The 15,880-nt window shown below is 48.8% G+C and carries 16 protein-coding genes; 14 read left to right on the forward strand and 2 right to left on the reverse strand.

Going from position 1 to position 15,880, the window contains the following annotated elements:
- The first annotated feature begins 91 nt into the window (after positions 1-91).
- The 10 genes from PAEVO_RS07580 (at position 92) to PAEVO_RS07625 (ending at position 7,681) form a co-directional block, all read left to right on the forward strand.
- Positions 92-1,066, forward strand: coding sequence for a metal ABC transporter solute-binding protein, Zn/Mn family (locus tag PAEVO_RS07580; protein WP_100537011.1), 975 nt, complete (start codon positions 92-94; stop codon positions 1,064-1,066).
- 1 nt (position 1,067) lies between these two features.
- The gene (locus PAEVO_RS07585; RefSeq protein WP_100537012.1) at positions 1,068-1,796 is read left to right on the forward strand and encodes a metal ABC transporter ATP-binding protein; all 729 of its coding nucleotides are present in this window, start codon (positions 1,068-1,070) and stop codon (positions 1,794-1,796) included.
- Positions 1,797-1,799: 3 nt separating this feature from the next.
- A complete protein-coding gene (locus PAEVO_RS07590; RefSeq protein WP_100537013.1) occupies positions 1,800-2,738 on the forward strand; it encodes a metal ABC transporter permease in 939 nt (312 codons plus the stop codon).
- Entirely contained in the window at positions 2,735-3,637 is a 903-nt protein-coding gene (locus PAEVO_RS07595) for a metal ABC transporter permease (protein WP_100537014.1), read from the forward strand. The genes PAEVO_RS07590 and PAEVO_RS07595 overlap by 4 nt, the downstream gene beginning before the upstream one ends.
- A gap of 130 nt (positions 3,638-3,767) precedes the next feature.
- A complete protein-coding gene (locus PAEVO_RS07600) occupies positions 3,768-4,295 on the forward strand; it encodes a GNAT family N-acetyltransferase (RefSeq protein ID WP_100537015.1) in 528 nt (175 codons plus the stop codon).
- A gap of 32 nt (positions 4,296-4,327) precedes the next feature.
- The gene (locus tag PAEVO_RS07605) at positions 4,328-4,837 is read left to right on the forward strand and encodes an NUDIX hydrolase (protein ID WP_100537016.1); all 510 of its coding nucleotides are present in this window, start codon (positions 4,328-4,330) and stop codon (positions 4,835-4,837) included.
- Positions 4,838-4,854: 17 nt separating this feature from the next.
- Positions 4,855-5,040 carry a hypothetical protein gene (locus tag PAEVO_RS07610; RefSeq protein ID WP_100537017.1) on the forward strand — a complete coding sequence of 62 codons (186 nt, stop codon included), beginning with the start codon at positions 4,855-4,857 and terminating at the stop codon, positions 5,038-5,040.
- Between the two features lie 183 nt (positions 5,041-5,223).
- Positions 5,224-6,177 carry a glycosyltransferase family 4 protein gene (locus PAEVO_RS07615; protein ID WP_100537018.1) on the forward strand — a complete coding sequence of 318 codons (954 nt, stop codon included), beginning with the start codon at positions 5,224-5,226 and terminating at the stop codon, positions 6,175-6,177.
- Between the two features lie 24 nt (positions 6,178-6,201).
- Entirely contained in the window at positions 6,202-6,900 is a 699-nt protein-coding gene (locus PAEVO_RS07620; protein WP_100537019.1) for a galactosyltransferase-related protein, read from the forward strand.
- 16 nt (positions 6,901-6,916) lie between these two features.
- The gene (locus PAEVO_RS07625) at positions 6,917-7,681 is read left to right on the forward strand and encodes a glycosyltransferase (RefSeq protein WP_100537020.1); all 765 of its coding nucleotides are present in this window, start codon (positions 6,917-6,919) and stop codon (positions 7,679-7,681) included.
- Between the two features lie 72 nt (positions 7,682-7,753).
- On the opposite strand, the gene PAEVO_RS07630 is transcribed toward PAEVO_RS07625, so the two are convergent.
- Entirely contained in the window at positions 7,754-10,363 is a 2,610-nt protein-coding gene (locus PAEVO_RS07630; RefSeq protein WP_100537021.1) for a glycosyltransferase, read from the reverse strand.
- Positions 10,364-10,604: 241 nt separating this feature from the next.
- Here PAEVO_RS07630 and PAEVO_RS07635 point away from each other — a divergent pair, with 241 nt between their 5' ends.
- Positions 10,605-11,036, forward strand: coding sequence for a hypothetical protein (locus PAEVO_RS07635; protein WP_243390669.1), 432 nt, complete (start codon positions 10,605-10,607; stop codon positions 11,034-11,036).
- 24 nt (positions 11,037-11,060) lie between these two features.
- Complete coding sequence (locus PAEVO_RS07640) at positions 11,061-11,264, forward strand: hypothetical protein (RefSeq protein ID WP_100537022.1); 204 nt, start codon at positions 11,061-11,063, stop codon at positions 11,262-11,264.
- On the opposite strand, the gene PAEVO_RS07645 is transcribed toward PAEVO_RS07640, so the two are convergent.
- A complete protein-coding gene (locus PAEVO_RS07645) occupies positions 11,238-12,596 on the reverse strand; it encodes a glycosyltransferase family 2 protein (protein WP_100537023.1) in 1,359 nt (452 codons plus the stop codon). The genes PAEVO_RS07640 and PAEVO_RS07645 overlap by 27 nt on opposite strands.
- A gap of 209 nt (positions 12,597-12,805) precedes the next feature.
- Between PAEVO_RS07645 and PAEVO_RS07650 the strand changes: the two genes are divergently transcribed.
- Together PAEVO_RS07650 and PAEVO_RS07655 are read left to right on the forward strand one after the other, a co-directional pair.
- Positions 12,806-14,617, forward strand: a complete 1,812-nt coding sequence (locus PAEVO_RS07650) for a DUF3658 domain-containing protein (protein WP_100539362.1) — start codon at positions 12,806-12,808, stop codon at positions 14,615-14,617.
- 75 nt (positions 14,618-14,692) lie between these two features.
- Positions 14,693-15,766 (forward strand): acyl-CoA dehydrogenase family protein, encoded by a 1,074-nt coding sequence (locus PAEVO_RS07655; protein ID WP_243390670.1) that lies wholly within the window; start codon positions 14,693-14,695, stop codon positions 15,764-15,766.
- The last annotated feature ends 114 nt before the right edge of the window (positions 15,767-15,880 follow it).

The raw sequence follows: 15,880 nt of genomic DNA on the forward strand, positions 1-15,880 counted from the left end.
ATTGGTTCGTGGCAGGACGGGGCTTGAGATTTTCCCGGATTGTCTAAGGATTGAGTAAACTCATTATTGATGTGGAGTGGAGGAGAAGAAGATGGAGAACAAGAGGACTAGTAGAAACAGGATATTAATAGGGGCAGCCGCCATTCTGAGTTTGCTGCTGGTGTTATCCGCGTGCGCTTCGGGAGAAGTGAAACAGGAAGGAGCAGCGGGTGAACAGGGAAATAAGAAAATCCGCGTAGTTACAACCATTGGACAGATTGCGGAACCCCTCTCCGTTATCGGGGGAGATCGGGTCGAGGTACTGAGCTTGATGGGGCCCGGCGTCGATCCGCATTTATATAATGCAACCCAAGGCGATATCAAGAAATTGGATAGCGGTGATGTTATTTTTTATAGCGGGCTTCATCTCGAAGGCAACATGACGGAAATATTCGAACAGATCGGTAAGAACAAACCTGTACTGGCGATTGCGGATGCCATCCCGAAGGATCAATTGCTGCAGGATGATACGCAGGCCATCGATCCCCATGTATGGTTTGACATCGATTTGTGGAAAGCGTCTTTGGATTCGGCTGTAGAGAAGCTGAAGTCCCTGGCCCCGGATGATGCCGACTATTTTGAAGAGAACAAGCAGAAGTATTTTGCCCAGTTGGATGAATTGAAAGCGGAGGCCAATGATAAGTTGAGTCAGATTCCGCAAGAGCAACGGGTCATGGTAACCGCTCATGATGCCTTTGGATATTTCGGCCGCTTGCATGGTCTGGAGGTAGTTGGACTGCAAGGCCTGAGTACGGAGGATGAAATCGGCCTTTCGGATATCAACGGAACGATCGATATTCTCCTGCAGCACAAGGTGCCTGCTGTATTCGTTGAGAGCAGTGTCAATCCAGCATCGATTAATGCCGTTATTGAAGGTGCTGCCAAGAAAGGGCTGGATTTAAAGCTTGGAGGAGAGCTTTTCTCCGATGCTATGGGCGAAGCGGGAACAACGGAAGGAACTTATATCGGAATGTATCGTCATAATGTTGAAACCATCTATCATGCATTAACAGGAAGTGGTGAATAAAATGTCTGTACTTCAAGTTCAAGACCTCAATGCATCCTATCGTAAAAATAAAGTGCTCCACCATGTCTCTTTTAATGTGGAACAAGGCTCTTTAACCAGTATTGTCGGGCCGAACGGCGCCGGTAAATCAACGCTGTTAAAGGTCATGCTGGAGCTTCACCCCAAGCTGTCCGGTAATGTCTCATTTTTTGGATCAAGCTTAAGCAAAACCAAATCTCGTGTCGGTTATGTGCCGCAGCGCGGATCCGTGGATTGGGATTTCCCGACCGATGCACTGGATGTTGTCATGATGGGTTTATACGGCCGGGTAGGCTGGCTGAAGCGACCGAATAAGAGCCATAAGGAAAAAGCGATGGCATCGCTGGATCAAATGGGCATGGCGGACTTTGCCGACCGGCAGATCAGCCAGCTCTCCGGTGGACAGCAGCAGCGCGTATTCCTCGCAAGGGCGCTTGTCCAGGATGCCGACCTCTATTTCATGGATGAGCCGTTAGCCGGTGTGGATGCTGCAACCGAGCGGGCGATTATGACCACGCTGAAGGATCTGAAAATGGCCGGTAAAACCGTAATGGTGGTCCATCATGATCTCCAGACGGTTGAGGATTATTTCGACCATGTGCTGCTCCTGAACCGTACGGTCATTGCGCATGGGAAGACAGAAGACGTATTCACGAAGGAACATGTATACCGCGCCTACGGCGGTTCGCTTCGCTGGATGAAGGAGGCGTAACGCATGCTGAATTCATTACTATCACCAAACACGCAATGGGTGCTATTGAGCACGTTAATCCTGGGCATGGCAGCCGGCATGATCGGCTGTCTCGCCTATTGGAAACGGCAAAGTTTGATGAGTGACGCGTTGTCTCATGCGGCTCTTCCCGGTGTCGTGGTTGCATTTGCATTGACCGGAAGCAAGAATCTGCTGGTGATGATACTCGGAGCTGCTGCAAGTGCTTTAATCGGAGCCTGGATGATCCAGTGGATCCGCACCTCAAGCCGCATTAAGGAAGATACGGCCATGGGCATGATCCTTTCTGTATTTTTCGGATTGGGCATTATGCTGCTTACGATTGTCAACCGTACAGCGGGCGGAAATCAGAGCGGGCTGGATAACTTTATTTTCGGTCAGGCTGCGTCCATGGTTCGTAAGGATGTTTTTACGATGCTCATCCTGGCAGCTTTAGTTATTCTGGTCGTCTCGATTGGCTTTAAGGAATGGAAACTGTTTCTGTTTGATCCCGATTTTGCTCGGGGATTAGGGTTGAATAGCCGTCTGATGAATACTTTCTATATGGGGGTGCTCGTTCTCGTCATCGTCATCGGCATACAGGCTGTCGGCGTTATTCTGATGGCGGCCATGCTGATCATTCCGGCTGTCAGCGCAAGATATTGGACTCAATCCTTCAAAATGATGGTCATTCTGTCAGCCATATTTGGAGGGGGCGCCGGGTTTGTCGGGACGCTGGTCAGCACGATAGGAAAAGGGTGGCCTACAGGGCCGTTCATCGTTGTGGCTTCTTCCGTATTGTTCACGATCTCCCTGGTTTTCGGAACCGAGAAAGGCCTGCTGATTCAGGCACTGCAGCTCCGGTCCCAGAAAAAAGAACATCTGGACGCAGGCAATCAAGCCGTTCTTAGTCCACGGCTATCCGAAAGGGGTGGCAATCAATGACCTATACAGGATGGATATTGCTCACGGCTTCTCTCGTCGGATTGTCTTGCGGCATCGTCGGCGTGTTCCTGATATTGCGCAGAATGGCGATGATGGCCGATGCGATCAGTCATACTGTGCTGCTAGGGATCGTAACGGCTTTTATCGTCACCAGAGAACTAAGCGGACCTCATATGCTGATCGGTGCGATTATTGCCGGATTGCTGACAGCGGTCCTCGTTCAATGGTTTCATTCCCGGGGCGTTCAGCAGGATGCATCGATTGGTGTTGTCTTTACCACCTTGTTTGCGATTGGCGTTATCCTGATTGCAACCCAGGTTGGCAATGCGCATCTGGATACCAAGCATGCCCTTATGGGAGAGATAACGTTTGTGCCTTGGGATGTGATGCACGTTCCTCTTTTAGGGGAGGTGCCAAAAGCTACCTTCATGCTTGCAGCCGTACTCATCGTTGTGGTCCTCGTGATACTGGCATTTTACAAGGAATGGAAGATTACGTCCTTTGATCCGGCCCTTGCAGCCAGTATCGGCATTCCTGTCGTACTCATGCACTATGTATTTATGTCGCTGGTCTCCATCACGACGGTTGCATCGTTTGATGCCGTGGGAGCGATCATGGTGGTGGCTATGCTTATAACCCCTGCGGCGGCGGCTTATCTCTGGACGGATAAACTCTCCATCATGCTGGTATTAAGCGGAGCATTCGGCGTCATTTCTGCATTCATGGGTTACTATGTCGCGTTATGGCTGGACACCTCCATCTCGGGCTCTATGGCATTTGCCACGGGTATTGTATTTATTCTCAGCTTCCTGATCTCTCCGAGACATGGCGTGCTCTCCCGTTATCTTCATAAATTTCATACGCACGGCAGCGAAGAGAAACTGGACGGTGTATCCTAATATAAGGGTTGCCATGAAGCTTGGGCGATGAGATGCCCAGGCTTCTTTTGTCTTCCAAAATCCAGGGTGTGGTATAATCAGGAAAAAATGCCGTGTTGTGATGAAGGTTAATTTCAAGGAGTGAGTACATATGCAGATGGAGTCAACAAGACTGGTGATCCGGGATTTTCAGGAGAAGGATTTTGCTAGTATTCATGCTTACGCCTCTGACCCATTGGTGACCGAGTATACGATGTGGGGACCGAATACGGAAGAGGAAACTTTAGAATATTTAAAGGAAATCCAACAAATGAAAGAGCAGAGCCCCCGTGACAGCTATGAACTGGCGATCGTACTGAAAGATAGCGGCCATTTAATCGGCGGTGTGGGTCTTCACCGATCCAAGACAAACGCAGAGCTTGGGTACTGCTTGAATTCCGCCTATTGGCGACAGGGTTATGCTACGGAAGCGGCTAGCGTCATGTGCCGTTTTGGTTTTAAGGAGCTGGGAGTTCATCGGATTTACGCCACCTGCCGGCCTGGAAACATCGGGTCAGCTGCGGTTATGCGCCATATCGGAATGAAGCAGGAAGGGCATCTTCGTCAGCACCTGTGGTTTAAAGGGGCTTACCATGATTCCTATTTATTCTCCATCCTCAAAGATGAATTCGAAGTATAAATCTATCTTATTGTTAAGGAGCCTCTGCCTGCATGGATAATACCCAATTGTTGATCCGTCATAACGGAATTTCGATTTACGAGGAAGCGTCAGGTAAAGTGTATTATACGAAAGAAAATCATGTGTCCGTTGTTGTTCTGGCTAAGCATGGCGATCAACTGCTGCTGATCCGTCAATATCGCGCCGCGGTGGATGACTACGTCATTCAGTTACCCGGCGGTGGCGTAGGCGAGGAGGAGGACCTGGAATCGGCAGCACGCCGTGAGATGATGGAGGAAACGGGCTGCACCTGCGGCAAGCTTCATTATCTGGGCAAGCTGTATCCGGCGTCCTGGAGATGCAATGAGATTGCCCATGTTTATTATACGGATGAGGTAATCAGTCAAGCGGATCAGCAGCTCGAGGGATACGAGCACATCGACGTAGTAAGAATGAGCGTAACGGAATGCCTGCACCGAATTAAGGAGAATGAGCTTCAGGACTCCGAGCTGGTCTTTGCGATGATGCAAGGTTTGCTAAAGGGATTTATTCAGTATAATTAATGGAGGTTTCATATTTTATGGAGTTTGTTGGGATTTTCATGACCGTGTTAAGTATCGTCGTTGCCATCATTGTCATTCGTTACGCGATCAATTCATCCAAAATCATCATTAGAATGGATGCCATGCTTCAAGAGATGAGAATGCTTCGAAAGGATGTAAATGAGCTTAAGGAGAACAAACATATCGTGGATAAAAGAGCATAAGTCGATCTCGATCCTCCATGAACTACAATCCGTACGAAGAGCCATGCCCATACAGAACTTATCTGTATGGGGGGCTCTTTTTTTCGTGAATTATGGACAAATTCATCATTTATGCCGCGGTGACAAACTTGGAGACCTGGGAACGAATATAATCCAATATGAGCATAAAGGAGTGTTCGAACTATGGGAAGGCATCTGCTGATCTATGATGTGGAGTGGTGGATCTTAGGAAAGCATGCAAAGGTCATTCAACAGCATCATCCCGCTCTGGACCTGATGTCCATCGGAGAATTGGATCGGTTTCTGGAACAGCACAGCAGCGATGATATCAATCAGGCCTATGAACGAATAGGTTCGTTGTGCCTGGGGATCGCAGCTTACTGCATATTCAAGCATATTCGAATCGATGCTTCAGCCGCTGTCTCCTATTATTACTTCAGTCAGAATTATGAGACTCTTCGGGAATGGCAACTAGATGAACTTGTCCCCGACCCGGAGTTTCTCAGGCTTGTCATCCCTAGAATCGGGGTTATTGGCGCGATGAACGAAAAGCTTAATCAAGCTCTGCGAAAGGTTGCGCCGGAGGCGAACGTGGAATATATCGGTCATTTTGTAGATCATCGAATCTTTCAACCATCAACCCGATTACGCAGGAGCAGCAGCCCGCTTGTGATCGGTTGGGCCGGTGATCCTGCTAAACGATCTAAAAATTACACTACATTATATAAGCAAATCCGAGACCACTTCCGTCATGATGAAAGGATTACATTTATGGAAACGTCCGGGGCGTATTCTTATGAAGATATGCCTAACTTTTATCATCAGCTGGATCTTCTTCTGATCACATCGGCGAATGAGGGAAGCGGAGCAACAGCGCTGGAGGCCTATGCATGCGGGGTACCTGTACTAGGGACCCATGTGGGCAACGTCAAGGCAGCGGCTCACCCGGAAGCGCATGGCTTGATCCTGGACAGCGACAATCCGGAAGATTTTATGAACTTGATCCATTCATGGATAGGACAAAAGCGCAAGCTGAATGACATTGGAGCGCAGTGCAGACATTACATTGAGTCATTCTGGACGATAGAGCAGGGGATTGGGCGCTGGTTAAGCGTATTATTCCAATTGGATAGGTAGTATGGCTATGAAGGAGGGGAGCCTGTGTTAGATCGAGTATCCGTGCTGATTCCGTATCAATCGGATGGTAACGGACCCAGGGATTCAGCTTTTGAATGGGTATTGGGCTACTACGCGCAGGTTATGCCGGAAGTCGAAGTATGCGTAGGCGAAATAACGGATTCCGGAGAGCTCTTTAGCAGATCCAAAGCCATCAATCGTGCCTATCAACAGGCTAACAAAGACATTATTGTCATTGCAGATAGCGATATTGTATACGATCCGGCTTTATTGAAGGAGTCCTTGACTTACGTAAATAGCGGGCAGTGGGTCATTCCCTTCAGCCGGATCCTTCGTTTATCCAAAGAAAAATCGCATTTGCTGCTGCAGCAAGAAAACATATGGCCATTGACCGTTAAAACTGAAACAGCCGCGGAGCAGGCGACCGCATTTGTTGGCGGATTTAATGTGCTTGGCCGCGAAGCCTATGAAACGGTAGGAGGATATGATGAACGATTTGTCGGTTGGGGCGGGGAAGATGAGGCTTTTGCCTATGCGCTGGATACCTTGGTCGGCCGTCATATCCGCCTGGAAGGGGAAATGGTTCATTTTTGGCATCCATTCGTAGGACCTGACGGGAATCCCAATTACGATTCCAATTACGCGCTGTATCAGCGGTATAGCCTAGCAAGAGGCGATGTTAATGCGATGCGAAAATTGATACTCGAACAATCTTCTCAATAAGGAGGAGCAAATCGCTATGAAGCTGTCAGTCATTGTACCGGTATTAAATGAAATCACCTTCATTCCCCTGTATGTAGAAAGCGTAAGCCGCTTCGCGGATGAAATCATCATTGCCGATGGCGGCAGTACAGATGGAACCATCGAAGAGATTGAACGTCTCCAGAATCGGTATGCGATCCGACTGTTTCATGTCCAGCAGAGCGGATTGCCATACACCGAGGATTGGAACGAGTCCGTGGTACGTAACTTTCTGATTGACCAGGCTCAAGGAGACTGGATCATGAATCTGGATATCGATGAAATGATGGAGGATCGTTTTGCTGAAGTGTTGCCGGAACTCATGAACCGATCCGATGTGGATATCTATCAGTTTCCCTTCGTTAATTTCTGGGGGGATCCATGGACGATCCGGGTGAACAGTCCCGGTGATGAACGCTGGTCAAACGACATCACCAGAATGTGGCGGGGCAAACAAGGAATACGCTATCGTGACGAGAAGCATCACTGCACGCTGGAGGCGGCAGAAGGCAAGAGTATATGGAGCATACCCCGCGGGCGAAGCGATGTGAACGTGTATCATTACCACTATGCACTCGGCAGCAAAATCAAGTTCAACGATAACCGAAGAGGCGATGTCAATGTGCAGATGAATCTCGGACAGCCGGATTGGAACTTCAAACCCGAACAATATGATATCGTCACACGGCCTTATGAGGGTCATCATCCTGAGGTGGTCATGAACTATTTGAGTCGGCGGAAAGGCCAGGAATCAACCGAATAAATCTATACAACAACAACCCCTCCATGATCTGAACGTCACATTCAGTTATCATGAAGGGGCTGTTATTTTAACTTATCTTTCTATTACCTCATGAACAGACAAGCATAGATGGCTAACCGCTTGAGATACACCGATCGGTTCCAATACTTGCAGCTTCGATACTTTAGTATGCAAGGAATTGAGCTGTTGTTCATGATAGCTTAAGGAATCGGCCCAGTATTGAACGGAATGGACCTGGGGGTGGATATCCGTAGAGCCGCAATAAATGACTAGATCAAACCTGACCTCAGAGAACAAATCGATCCGGTTTGTAAAATACAGCTGGGGTCCTATTTTTCGAGTTCCCACGATTTGATTGCCATGAAATAGATGGGTATACACGATCACCAAGAGGTCCTCGTTCTCGCATAATCCCTTCACGATCTGCTGCCAGCGCCTGGAATTGGTTTCCCATACGGTAAGTCCGAGCACCAGGACTACTTTCTTCCCGGTTTGGTTGACTCTGGATGCGATTTCGGCCGGTTGATCCACTAAATGAAAAATACTATTCGGCCCTTTTGGCATTCTCCACGGTTTGTTCCACTTTTGTTCATAATAAGCTTTGTTCTTATTCCATAACTCGTTATAGACATTATTATTCAGCTTATTGATCGTAACGCTGCCGTGATGATATACAAAGGCATCTTCAACGATGGCCAGGCGGTACCCGGCATTCCTGACGCGCTCGCAATAATCATCGTCCTCAAACATTCCAAGGCCGAAAGCGGGATCCAGTGCACCCACATGTTCCCACACACTCCGCCTGATGGCTACGCAGAAAAATCCAAGCAGATCCGTATATCGGTATTTTCGCCGATAACGTTCGTAGAATTCGGTAAGCCAACGTGGATGGGCACCTTGAACAGCATCCCCTATAAAATGATCCAGCGCTTGATCATTTCCCACATGATTGGACATCGGACCTGTCATAGCAAGCTTGGCATCCTCTTGAAAAGGTCTGAGCAGACGAGAGATCCAGCTTCCGTCGGGAACAAGTGTATCGTTATTTAACAGGACGATAAATTCTCCGTTGGCGTGCTCACACCCCAGGGTGTTGCCGGCGGCAAAACCAAGATTCGTAGACGAGGTTATCACCTGGATCAACGGATGACGCAGGCTCTCGAGATAGGAGGATGTCTGATCCTTCGAGGCATTGTCAACAACGATAATCTCCAGGTTAGGATAGTGACCCGGTTGGAGGAGTCGTTGAAGGCATTGCTGCGTATAGGACCAGTTATTATGAACAACCAGGATAACACTGACCTTGGGATATAGATGCTGCACAATATAATCATGAAGTGCTTCATAACGTTGAGACCAATTGTTGCATTCGGCAAATTGCCGCCGCTGTTCAATTGCGCTGTTCTCGGACTCAAGCAGAGCAGCTTCAATCGCCTCTTCAAATTGCACTTCCGTATCGGCAATCGTGACGATGTTACCTGCAACCGTCCTTACTTCAGGAAGTTCCGTAGAAATGACGGGTTTACCGGCTGCCAAATATTCATACAGCTTGACGGGATTGGTCGCTAACGTCAGTTCGTTCTTCTTGAACGGAATTAAAGCAACCTGGAACCGATGCAGGTACGCCGGAAGTTCATGATACGGTTTTTCTCCCAGCAATAATACGTTACTCAGCTCCTCGATCCCCGAGGTGTCGCAGCCAAAGGTGTGTCCAATGAGGACAAACGTCCATTCCGGCCGGCTTCGGGCCAGTGATTCCACCAGTTGAATATCAAACCAGTCCGAGATAGCCCCGTAGTAACCGATGATGGGCTGATGGATGGATTCAAGTTCGGGCAGAACCTCATCCGGAGGCTTCGAGAAGTAATCGGAATCTACTGCATTGCGGATAAGTACAGTGGCCGGGTTGTAATGGGCGGCCCAATCATACAGATGCTGAGAGGTTGTCACCACAAGCTCTGCTTCCCGAAGCAGCTGTTCTTCCAGCAGGAGCATGGATTTGTCGTTCGTTGAGAAGCCGCCATGATGGTCCATGCAGTCGTAGACGATATGATGCTGATCCATCGCGGTAACGAGCGGAGTCCAGAACGGGAGATCCACAATCGAGACCAGTTGGGATAGTCCGAATTTATCCCGAACATATTCAACCGACCATTTTAAATACTGAATATCCCAACGATCCATTTCATCTTGGTATAGATTTAACGGCCGATTCGCGCATAAGGTGACAAGCCATATATTCCGATCAATATTTTTGACCTTTACCTGGCGACTGATTTCTTCTCTGGATGTATCTTCTTTACCTATGCTAATCATCTCCGGAGTTACATAGAACACCCGGTGCCCCTGCTGCGCAAACTGCTCAGACAGTTGTTGGGGCCGCTGCCATCGAAACTGCCAATCGATAACGGGAAAACGTATAACATCGTATAGGGCCTTGGTCTTTGGCCCGATCTTCTCGGCAGTCAGCGTAGCCGCCGCTGTGGCTGACTGAACAGAGACAGGCTCCATGTGTTGTACGGACCGCGAGTACGTCGTTGGGAATGTGACCGCGGGAGCAAGCGGGGAAGCCGTTGGCTTCTTGCGGTTGTACTTCAGGTTCAGGCGGCGATGTTTCCCGCGACGTGATGCGGCTCGATGGGTTGTAGACTTGCGTCGGCGGTGCTGCTTGATTTTATTCAAGATTAGCCTCCTCACTGGTGCAATGGTCTATTTAACAAAATATGTATCATCCCAAACATCTGTATGGGTAGAACACCAGGTGCAGCGGAAAATCCTTTAATGATCAGGAAGCATTCCTCGAGCCATGGACAGCTGAAGCCTATAGCTTTAGGCCATTTTCTTATCTTTGTACATTCCGAGTTACCACTGTCCCGACGCTAACATAAGGTACCAATGAACTACAAAAAGGGAGGAAGCTCTTGTGAGGAGATATTGGAACCTTGGTCATGATTGTGAGTGCAAGGAAATCACTGGCCGAAGAAAGAAAAAGCAGGCGAAACCTTCTCATTCGGTGTGGAGGAAAATCCTGATTCTACGTCGCAAACTCATACGCAGCATTGTACAGATCCGATTACAGATTGCTCAGTTGAATGCACGCATCATCGCGCAGCAGGAGCAGGTGAGTGCACGCATCAATGCGCTGCAGGAGCAGGTGAATGGTTTAGAAGTAGGACAAAGCAGCGGTGTCCTTGCTTTATTAAGAGGAAGGCTGAATACTCGGATTACTATTGTAACCACGGCAGGTTCCGTATTCGGAACGCTCATAGCCATCGGTGAGGATTATATACAAATTGCCGAGCCGAACGGCAGCATAGACATCATTCCGTTCCGCAGTCTGTTGTCTATCGCTTAGATAAAAGAGAGGAGGGAGAACAGAATGGATTTTTCAGAAATTCTGGCTACATTCGTGGGCAGGACGGTAGAGGTTATTCAGACCAATCAATTTCTGCAGGGGCAGTTGCGTTCCTCGGCAAACGGATTAATTACGGTGGAGGTTGTGAGCTCGAATTATATCCCTACCTCACAAGTGGTCACCGTATTTAATGATACGATCTCATATGTGCGCATTCTGCCCCTCTGAGTGATTTGCCAATTCCGATTCATTTAACTTGTCTATTAAAGAGCTCTTCCATGCCGGATAGCGGTGGGGGTAGCGATGGGTCATGCTGGCTTTTCTTAGTCTTCGGTGGTAAAGCGCCTCCGGGACATGGTGAAGCTTACTGGTTTTGGATAGCTTGAATAAAATCCCAATATCTTCATACAGTCTTCCTTCATAGAGGGTGTTATGGTCCCAGCCTTTCTGCTGCTTGATTATAGAGACATTGAACATGCGCGGGGCAACAGCCGGGGCATCGTTCAGCAGCAATAGGGAAGACAGGGGAAAAGGCGCAGCCTTAACTCCTTGATATACCAGTTCTTTATTTGAGCGTTCAAGCCATTCCATATGGTCACCATAGATGACGGCAGCGTTCTGCACACTCTCTGCTTCCCGTAAGAGAATTTCCAGTGCATGGGGGGGCAGCCAATCATCGGCATCAAGCTCCAATAACCAGGGGGCTGTCGCCATATTCAGAATTTGATTCAGTGCTCGGGACTTCCCTGAATTTTCCTCCAAACGGACCAACTTCATTCGGGGATCCACAGGCAGTCTCTGCAAATAAGCTGTCGTCTCTTCATCGGATGAACCGTCATCCAGAATGACAAGCTCCCAAGCCCCACAGGTCTGTGCCAATACGGATCGGACAGCCCAAGGAAGATATTCGCCATCATTATAGGTGCACAGAGCAATCGTCACCTTTGGAGGAGTGGCGGCTCTTAATGTTGGTGTATGTCCTTGGGCTGCAGCTTGAAGAATTGGTGATACTGCGTTCCATTCTTCCGGTTCTTTCATCCAGGCAGGGGCGATGCGATGAGGATATAAGATTCCATCGGAAACCATTTCCGTCCACTCATATCGGGTTGATAACTGGAGTTGTTTATCGATCAACACGTATTTTTGGAATGGCAGCAGATCCCTCGTCGTAAAACCCGGTGTCTGTTCCTTCATTACAATCTTCGTGCGCCATAACAGGGGACCGCGGGGAAAACGGAAGGATGGAACAGGTCTGTAACTAGATGCGGCCGGTTGATCTATGATCGTAACGGGATTCACACTAAAGCCAGGTGAGCGGTCAGTGCAGGTTTGCAGCCACCGTTCGATTTCTTTCTCGGCATGAGGTTGTACAGCATCTCCGGCATAGAGTGTCATAAACCACGGATCCATTTCCCGGGATAGGGCTTCATTCATTATAGCTGCAGATTGTTCTTCGATTTGAACCACGATAGGACGCGCATTAGAAATAAATCGCTTAACCGTGGATAATGTATACTCGCTTAGATGCGGATTTAAACCTGGAAGAATAAACACGAGCATGGTCGTTATCGTTCCTTTCTCGATCCTTATGGAAACGGCTTGTATACGGATTTAAACGAATGGATAGCACAATCTGTTTATCATATGCCCATATGCACGCGCGGGATACAAACTATTGCCTGAAACCGACTCTTTGTTGCGACGTTCTGGTAAATCGGGAATAATAGAGTTTAGAGTTCGACAGCCAGGGATGGGGGATAATGATTCAGATGAAATCGACATATAGTCAAATCATTCAGCAAGCACAACAATTTGCGCGTTCTGTTCTCGGACAGGATTCAAGCGGTCACGATTGGTGGCATGTTCAGCGTGTCACCCGAATCGCGCGGATCCTGGCATATCTTGAAGGTGCGAATGCATACATATGTGAATTGTCAGCTTGGCTCCATGATGTAGCCGACGAGAAGCTGAATGAATCGAAGGAAGCGGGTTACGAACGGGTTCAGCATTGGTTGCAACAAGCCGGTGTGGAAGCTTCCGACCAGGAGAACGTGTTGGAGATTATCAGTACGATGTCATTTTCGGGCGGAACAGGAAGCACAATGCGTTCATTGGAAGGCCAAATTGTACAGGATGCAGATCGTCTGGATGCGATAGGCGCTATTGGGATTGCCCGAACATTTGCTTATTCCGGATGGAAGGGGCAAAGCATGTATGATCCATTCATTCCCCTTCGGGAGCATATGACACGAGAGGAATATCGAAAGGGCAAAAGCACAGCCATGAACCATTTCTATGAAAAGCTTCTGAAGCTGAAGGACAAGATGAATACGGAATCAGCAAGGCTGCTGGCAGAAGGCAAGCATCAGAGTCTCGAACTCTTTCTCCAGTTATTCGATAAAGAGTGGGCGATGGGGAATGAAGCCTACCTGCACGAATCCCCGATGCATCGCGGGAATGTTTCGCGTGTCCATATTGCCTTCGACGATTCAACCGCAGGGTCGTTAAAGATGATGCTGCGATCGAAACCAGGAGAAATCGTAGTTACATTGGGCGATGATCTCATGGTTGGGCCGCTTCCGAAAGATGAGGATTTCTCCCGTTCGTTTGTCATCCGAAATGAATGGTTTATGCAGCGGTATAGCATTGGGCATGCGGATGACAGGAAGTTAGGGATGCTGCAAGCAGCCTTCGCTTGGCTTACATGGCCCGAGCAGCTGAGGGAGGTGCCGTGCTTGGTTTGGGCAGGGGATTCCGCCTCGGAACAACTTGGTCTGCGCAGACTGTTATCACTGATTCCGGACCATCTCGATGTTAGGTTGGTGAATGCGACAAGTTTTCTTCACAAGCAAAACCCGAACATTTCGTATCGAGGTACGTTTGAGTTAGCTATGGATAAACTTCAAAACGTGCTGGACACAGCCGAGCATGTTCCATTGTCGCCGCAAGATCAGGCTGGCTATCGAGCGGATTGGCAGCGTATCCTGAACGAAGAAGGTGCCCTGCGTGTGCTTCAAGGGGAGCTGTTACGCACCGTTCCTGAATCTTACTATGATGAAGATATACTGCAAGCCGCTTATCGTCTTGAGGCTAGACACGGGTTCTTCAAAAAATCAGCCCGCATCATTGGCGAGGTGATCGGAATGGGTATTTTAAACGTATCCGACTCCTTTATCGAGTATCGGGTTCGCCACCTGATACAGAAAGGAGCTTTAACCTATAACGGCGAGCTGACTGCGATGCGAAACTACAGCGTGTCCCTTGTTGATGCTTCGGCGCCCGAGGAGCAGTGGAGTAATGAACAGCGCCTAGCGAAGGTCGTAAAGCTGAAGTCACTGCTGCTTGAGATGATGGAGATCAACCATGCAGAGAGAGCTCTGATGGAAGAAATCCGGCAGCTGGATGCAGTAGATCTGGGATTATCTGTTTCCTCCGAGCCGGAAGCCTTAAAGAGCAGCTTACAATCTCAAATCGACAGCCTGTTGGGCGTGTATCAACATCATCAAGAACAACGCGTGTCCTTCATGGGATCCCTGGAGAAGGTGTTAATCCAGATCGATGATGCGGCTCCGAAAGAATAGATTAAGTACATTCGTACCAGGTCGGAATCGTTATATTATTTTGACAGAGAAATGATAGTGGAAAGCGGTGGAGTTATGTTGTTTACAGCACATCAGATTCAAACCATAAGAGAACAAGCGCTTGGGATGGATAAGCACAGACAAGTAACACCCGAAGCGCTGGCAACGATATATGATCATCGATTGTTTCACTTGTTTGTGCCCGATGAGCTTGAGGGACGAATGACCTCGCTGCCGGAGGCTGCGCGCATTTTTCAGGAGAGTGCGAGGATCGACGGTAACCTGGGATGGCTGGTTACGATTGGAGCAGGCGGAGGATTCTTTGCGTCACTGATGAGCCGGGAGGTGAGCCGTCGCGTATTCGCACACCGAGAAGCGGTGATTGCGGGCAGCGGGATGCCGACAGGTACGGCAAGACAAGTGGACGGCGGATTTATTGTGAACGGCAGCTGGAAGTATTGCAGCGGTTCTACCTATGCTACGACCTTTACAGCCAATGCAGTAATTGAACCGGGTTTCACGGTACAAGACGCGACTGGCGAACTGACTGCAGATCAGAATGAGTCCCTAATTCGATCCTTTATCCTGAATCCTGGTCAAATCGAGATTCTGGAGGATTGGAATGCCTTTGGGCTGCGGGCAACGGCCAGTCATACGATATCCGCTGTGAATGCTTTCGTGCCGTTTGAGATGACGTTCTCACTTACGGAAACCCAAGGGTATGAGAACGAAACGATCTATCAATATCCTTTCCTTCCGTTTGCTCAAGTATCTTTTGCCGGTGTGGCCGCCGGCATTGCCGAGCATTTCCTTGAGGCTGCAGAATCACTTGCGACACAGAGGGGAGGCTCTTCTCATGTGGTCGGCAAGCTGGAGGAGCGTAAAGCTGCGTTGGAGCAATCTGTTTCGGATTTTTATGAGTCGGTGGAAGGCTCATGGGAGGAGCTGCTGCGTAACGGTGAATTATCAAATGCAACAGAAGCAGAGGTAACCGCCCGAAGCATAACAGCAGCCCAAACCGCGTTATCCTGCGGCCAGCAGGTGTTCCCGCTGCTGGGTTTATCGGCTGCGATGGAAGACGCCGAAATCAATCGCTGCTGGAGGGACCTTCAGACGGCATGCTCACATGCGCTGCTAAGAAGCTTCTGATTGAGAACTAAAGCTATTTCGAAGTAAAACCATGGGCTGCATACCAGGCAGCTCATGGTTTTTAGTTTTTGGCTTTGACAGAGATGTCTTCATTCGCTTCATTTGATAGGACTT

The organism is Paenibacillus sp. GM2FR, assembly GCF_002803325.1.
Classification (GTDB): domain Bacteria; phylum Bacillota; class Bacilli; order Paenibacillales; family Paenibacillaceae; genus Paenibacillus_AQ; species Paenibacillus_AQ lautus.